The following is a 5,547-nucleotide window of genomic DNA, read 5'->3' on the forward strand; positions in this document are numbered from 1 at the left end:
CCGGCCTCGACCGGCTCACCGCCCGCGGCGACGACGGCCACGCCGTCCAGGGCGCCGGCGGCGACGTCGAGCACGTCAGCCAGGGCCAGTCGAGCCGCTGGGGGATAGACCTCCGCCTCCAGGTCCGGCGGCAGGTAGAACGTCCGGTCGAAGACCTCCCGGCACAGGGCGCGGATGACCACGGTGCAGTACTCGATCGCGGTGAGGGCCGTGCGCAGGCGCGGTTGCGCCACGCGGACCTGGCCGCCGCGTGGGTTGAGCACAGCGCTCTGCTCGGCCCGGACCAGTGCGTTGTCGGCCTCCAGCACGGCTGCGCCCAGGCCCCGGGCCGCGGTGAGCCAGTTCTGCGCGGCGTGGCGCGACCAACCGTCGCGCAGTTGCGCGGCCAGCGATCGCAGGAAATCTCCCAGGCGGGTGGTCAGGCCGGCGACCGCCGAGCCGGCGGATTCCACGTGCACCGGAGGCGCGACGGCGAAGTTCACCGCGATGCCGATCGCCGCGCCGATGAGCGTCTCGTACACCCGGCCGGGCGCGGCCTGCGCCGCGGCACCGCCGACCGCGAGGACCAGCATCGCGCTGATCGGTACCTCCAGGGTGTGCGGTCCGAGCCGGAGAAGCTGCCCGAGTACGAGAGTCACGGCCACCACGGCCCCGAGGCTCCACCAGCTCAGCCCCACGACGGTGGCGAGCCCGACCGCGACCAGGACACCGGCGAGCACACTCAGAACGCGCTGCAGTCCTTCGGCGACCGTCTGGTACACGGTCACCTGTACCACCAGGATGGCGGTCAGCGGCGCGAGAATCGGTGACGCAGTGGTGTTCAGCAGATCGGCCGCGACGTAGGCCAGCACAGCGGCCAGCGTGACCTTGGCGGTGCGGATCCCGGGGATGCGGCCCCAGCGGGCGAGCACAGCCGACCACGGGTGGCGCAGGTAGGTGGTCAGCCGCATGCGGTGCTCGCGCGGGATCACTCGGCGACCGCCGGCCGGAGGTGGCGGCGGGCCTTGACGCGGTACATGTCGGCGTCGGCCGTCCGTAGCAGCGCATCCAGCTCGCTCGCGGTCGCCGACGCCACACCGATGCTCACGCCGACACGGACCTGCTCGCCGGCCAGGACGATCGGCGTGGACAGGGTGCTCCGTAGCCGGTCGGCGAATTCGTGCGCGCGGTGGCCCTCGACCCCGGGCAGCACGATCCCGAATTCGTCGCCCCCGAGCCGGATGACCAGGTCGCCGTTCCGGGCGTGGTGCAGGAGCTGACCGGCGACGAACCGCAGCAGCTCGTCGCCGGCGGCGTGCCCGAGCGTGTCGTTGACGGTTTTGAAGCGGTCGAGATCCAGAACCAGGACGGATACCAGCTCCTTCGACACCCGGGCGACCCGGGTGTGCTCGTGCAGCATTCTGCGGTTGCCCAGACCGGTCAGCGGGTCGTGCAGCACCTGGTGCTGGAGGTGCCGGCGGATCTCGATCAGCTGCCGGAGCTGGCGGTGGTGCGCCCGCGACAGTATGCCGGTCAGCACCGCCACCACGAGGTTCAGCGCGGGCCCGGTGGTGACCATGTCCCGGTCGATCTGGTGTCCGAGGAGCGGCACACTCGCCAGATGGATCGTCACGGCGGCGGTCGTGGTCGCCACCCAGGCCAGGGATGCGCCGAGGAGCTGAAACCGGTACGCCGCGAGCAGGACCGGTACGACGAGCAGCGGCCACAGCTCGACATCCGGGTCGCGCATCGCCAGGACCGAGTACGACACCACGATCCCGATGATCGCGACTCCACGGCTGATCAAGCCGGCCCACTCGACGCCTCGGCGTCCGCGCAGCAGTGCCTTGTCGACGACGAGCGCGCCGGCTCGGGGTCGTCGTGGAGCCGAGGTGGAGCCGAAGACGTGTTGGGGCAAGTCGATCATGGGAAGCCTTACAACCTTGTCACACCGAGGTCGGTTTCGTCGGGGTCAGCGAGGTGTGTCGGTGTCGTCCCCGGTGCGGTAGCGAGGATCGGTGTCACGGTCGCCGGTATCTGCGTCCCACACCGCGTCCCCGGGCTCGGTCGCGGCGCCGGCACGGTTGATCTTGTCGGGTTCGGGCACCCGCACGCCGCGGGCTCCGGAGCGCGGGTCGGGCTGGTGCTGCTCCGCGGCCTTCGCGCCGCGGGGTCCGTCCGGGGTGGGGACATCGGAGGCGTCGCGCCCGCGCTCAGGACGCAACTCCTCCCGGAGTTCCTGGGGAGCAGGCGCATCTCCGGCGCGTACGTCCCGGCCGAGGTCGGAGACCTCGGCGCCGTACTTGAGGTCGAAGGCCGGGCGTTCGGAGCGGATGCGCGGTACCCGGTCGAAATTGCGCAGCGGTGGCGGGCAGGAGGTCGCCCACTCCAGGGAGTTGCCGTAGCCCCAGGGGTCGTCGACGGTGACGACGCGGCCGGTGCGGTAGGACTTCCACACGTTCCAGAGGAAGAAGAGGGTCGACACACCCAGGACGAACGACCCGATGGTGGAGATCATGTTGAGGATCGTGAACTCGTCGGTGGGCAGGTAGTCGGCGTAGCGGCGGGGCATGCCCTCCGCGCCGAGCCAGTGTTGCACCAGGAAGGTGGCGTGGAAGCCGAGGAACATGGTCCAGAAATGCATCTTGCCCAGCCGTTCGTCGAGCATGCGCCCGGTCATCTTGGGGAACCAGAAGTACACCCCGGCGAACACGGCGAACACGATGGTGCCGAACAGCACGTAGTGGAAGTGCGCCACCACGAAGTAGGTGTCGTGCACGTGGAAGTCGATCGGCGGGCTGGCCAGCAGGATGCCGGTGAGCCCGCCGAGCAGGAAGGTCACGAGGAAGCCGACGGAGAACAGCATCGGCGTCTCCAGGGTTATCTGTCCCTTCCACATGGTGCCGATCCAGTTGAAGAACTTGACGCCGGTCGGCACCGCGATCAGGAACGTCGTGGCGGAGAAGAACGGCAGCAGGACAACCCCGGTGGCGAACATGTGGTGTGCCCAGACCACCATGGAGTAGGCGAAGATGAAGATGGTGGCGAAGACCATGCCCCGGTAGCCGAACAACGGCTTGCGGCTGAACACCGGAATGACCTCGGTGACGATCCCGAAGAACGGCAGCGCCACGATGTACACCTCGGGATGGCCGAAGAACCAGAACAGGTGCTGGTAGAGCACCGGCCCGCCGTGGGAGGCGTCGAAGACGTGCGCGTCCAGCTTACGATCGGCGAGCAGAGCCAGCAGGAGCGCGGCCAGCAGCGGGAAGACGATGATGGCCATCAGCGACGTGATGAGGATGTTCCACGTGAAGATCGGCATCCGGAACATCGTCATCCCCGGGGCCCGCAGGGTGATGATCGTCGTGATCATGTTGACCGAGCCCAGGATCGTGCCGAGCCCCGACAGCACCAGCCCGACGATCCACATGTCACCACCGACCCCGGGGGTGTGTTCCCACCGGCTGAGCGGCGCGTAAGCCGTCCAGCCGAAGTCCGGGGCGCCGGCCGGGGTGAGGAAGCTGCTGAGGACGATCAATCCTCCGAACAGGTACAGCCAGTACGCCAGCGCGTTGAGCCGCGGAAAGGCCACATCCGGGGCGCCGATCTGCAACGGCACCATGTAGTTGGCGAACGCGAACAGGATCGGCGTGGCGAACAACAGCAGCATGATCGTGCCGTGCATGGTGAACAGCTGGTTGTACTGCTCCGGCGACAGGAACTGCAGGCCGGGCCGGCCCAGCTCACCGCGGATCAGCAGGGCCATGAACCCGCCGACGAGGAAGAAGCCGAACGAGGTGGTGAAGTACATCAGGCCGATCTGTTTGGCATCGGTGGTTCGCAGGATCCGGGTCAGCGCGCTGCCGCGAACCTGGCGGCGTACCGGACCCGGGTAGGCGGTGATCGGGCCGGGCGACATCATGATCGGGTTTCGGGATCTGTCCGGTGCAGGCGCGACGTGCTTGACCATGTGTGTCACCGCCGGGGTCTCAGATTGGGACGGGGGTACGGGCCAGGGCGGCGGCCTACCCAACGCGCCCGGGCGTAAACCGTGACCGGTGCGGCGGGACCCGGCCGGTGCGCTGTATTGGTAGTCCTGCCAATCGACGTACGGCGACAGAATTGATCGTATTGACGTGTGCAGAAGGAACAATCACTCCGCGTGCGGGAACCCTCCCCGCCGGCTGGTCCACGAGACCAGCCGCCGTACCACGTGCCGAGGCCGCGGCTGCTCGCCCTTCTGGACGACGCGCGACTGCCCGCCACCGTGGTGTCGGCACCGGCTGGGTGGGGCAAGTCCACGCTGCTGGCGTCCTGGGCCGCCGGCCGGCCGAACCACACAGCGTGGGTCGCCGGTGGTGACCGCGAAGGTTTCTGGGACCGGGTCCTGTCGGCGGTGGCCGCGCCCGCAGAGGATGCGCCGGTCGCCGGCACAGTGACCGCGACGACCGGTCCACGGCGCCTGATCGAAGCACTGCAGCGCTCATCCGTGGCTGCGACGATCGTGGTCGACGACTGCAATGACGTCGCCCGTCCTGACGAATTGGCCAGACTCGCTGAAGCCACGCGGAGCAGCGCCACGGATACCCGGCTGATCCTCGCCTGCCGGGGGGACCCGGGCTTCCCGCTGCACCGATGGCGCGTGGACGGCCGGCTCGCCGAGATCTCCAGCGCGGACCTGGCCTGCACCGTCGATGAGACGGCCGACCTCTTCGCCGCGCACGGGCTGATCCTGCCGTGGCCGGCCGTCGCTGAACTGCACGCGCGGGCGGAGGGCTGGCCGGCGGGTCTGCGACTGGTCGCGATCGCGCTGCAGCACACCGCTGATCCGGCACAGATCCTCGCCGGATCGGCCGCGATCGAATCAGTCGCGGACTATCTCACGGCCGAGGTGCTGGGCCACCTGGATCCCGCTGAGCGCCGAGCACTAGCGGAGATCTCCGTGGCGGATCGGCTGACCGCGGACTTCGTCAACGCCATGACCGGCCGGGTCGACGGCGCCGCGCTGCTCGCCGATCTGCACCGCGGCGGCGCGTTCATCACCCGGTGCGCCGGAACCGACGACACCTATCGTCTCCACCCGATGCTCAGCCGGACGCTGTATCGCGAACTCGGCCGGCACGACCGCAACCGCAAGACGCAGGCTCATCGCCGCGCCGCGGACTGGCATGCGGCTCAAGGGCCACCCGCCGACGTACTCAGGCATCTGCTCGCGGCCGGCGACTGGAAGTCGGCGATCCACGTCGCGGAGCACCATTGGGCCGAGATCGTGGTCGGCGGCCGATGCCTCGGCCAGCCCGGCACAGCGATCCCGACGCCGGACTGCGCTCCCAACCGGCCCCTGTGGTTCGCGATGGCCGCGGAACGCCTGGACGCCGGCGACATCGTAGAGATGCGCCACCTTCTCCGGCTGGCCCGCGCCGACGAGCGGACCGACCTCGACGGCGAAGGCAGGCAAACGCTGCCGTTCGTGGCCCTGGAGCTGACGGCCGCGCGGCTCGAAGCCGATCTGGACGGCGGCTGCGCGCTCGCCTCGCAGCTGCTGGCCGTCCCGGCACCTGGTGA

General features: G+C 69.4%; 3 protein-coding genes and 1 pseudogene. 1 reads left to right on the forward strand and 3 read right to left on the reverse strand.

What is annotated here, in order from left to right; all coding sequences use genetic code 11:
• The 3 genes from AB0C29_RS31115 to ctaD form a co-directional block, all read right to left on the reverse strand.
• A partial coding sequence (locus tag AB0C29_RS31115) for an aromatic acid exporter family protein (RefSeq protein ID WP_360827602.1) occupies positions 1-950 on the reverse strand: 950 nt, incomplete at its 3' end.
• 17 nt (positions 951-967) lie between these two features.
• Positions 968-1,906, reverse strand: a complete 939-nt coding sequence (locus tag AB0C29_RS31120; RefSeq protein WP_360827605.1) for a GGDEF domain-containing protein — start codon at positions 1,904-1,906, stop codon at positions 968-970.
• A gap of 45 nt (positions 1,907-1,951) precedes the next feature.
• Entirely contained in the window at positions 1,952-3,952 is a 2,001-nt protein-coding gene (ctaD, locus tag AB0C29_RS31125; RefSeq protein WP_360827608.1) for a cytochrome c oxidase subunit I, read from the reverse strand.
• A 192-nt stretch (positions 3,953-4,144) separates the two neighbouring features.
• On the opposite strand from ctaD, the pseudogene AB0C29_RS31130 reads away from it, so the two are divergent.
• Positions 4,145-5,547, forward strand: a pseudogene (locus tag AB0C29_RS31130) (hypothetical protein); the annotation flags it as partial.

It is taken from the genome of Actinoplanes sp. NPDC048791 (assembly GCF_040650095.1).
Taxonomy (GTDB): Bacteria; Actinomycetota; Actinomycetes; order Mycobacteriales; family Micromonosporaceae; genus Actinoplanes.

What these genes read in the sequence shown, in the direction of transcription:
- AB0C29_RS31120 (WP_360827605.1), bottom strand. Translation starts at nt 1,906, where the DNA reads ATGATCGACTTGCCCCAACACGTCTTCGGCTCCACCTCGGCTCCACGA.
- ctaD (WP_360827608.1), bottom strand. Translation starts at nt 3,952, where the DNA reads ATGGTCAAGCACGTCGCGCCTGCACCGGACAGATCCCGAAACCCGATC.